Origin of the sequence: Pseudomonas huaxiensis, from assembly GCF_003231275.1 — a bacterium.
GTDB lineage: Bacteria > Pseudomonadota > Gammaproteobacteria > Pseudomonadales > Pseudomonadaceae > Aquipseudomonas > Aquipseudomonas huaxiensis.
Genome location: NZ_QKVL01000193.1, coordinates 1 through 372 on the forward strand (window position 1 = coordinate 1; position 372 = coordinate 372).

At 57.3% G+C, this 372-nt stretch carries 1 protein-coding gene; it reads left to right on the forward strand.

All coding sequences use genetic code 11. From position 1 onward, the window contains the following. A partial coding sequence (locus DM374_RS32850) for a tyrosine-type recombinase/integrase (protein WP_404821412.1) occupies positions 1-372 on the forward strand: 372 nt, incomplete at both ends.

Below are 372 nucleotides of genomic sequence, written 5' to 3' on the forward strand. Positions count from 1 at the left end.
CCGCTCTCCCAGATTCGCCGGATCTTCAAGAAAGATGTTCTTCCGCACTTGGGTGGGCGATCGATCTTCGGGATCACCCGGCATGACCTTCTCGATGTGCTCAGTCGAGTCGAACTGCGTGATGCACTGACTACTGCCGAGAAATGCCGCACTTGGTTCAATCAGCTTTTCCGGTATGCCTTGGTCAGAGTGCCCGGGCTCGAAATCAATCCTGCGTTCGACCTGGATGTCGTCGCCATCCCCAAGCCTCCCGTGGATCACAACCCCTTCCTGGAAATGCATGAACTCTCGGTGCTGTTGCCCAAGATGCGCGCCTACGGTGGCGCTGTCTCGACGGTGATGGGGCTGTTCCTGTTGTTGCTGACTGGTGTC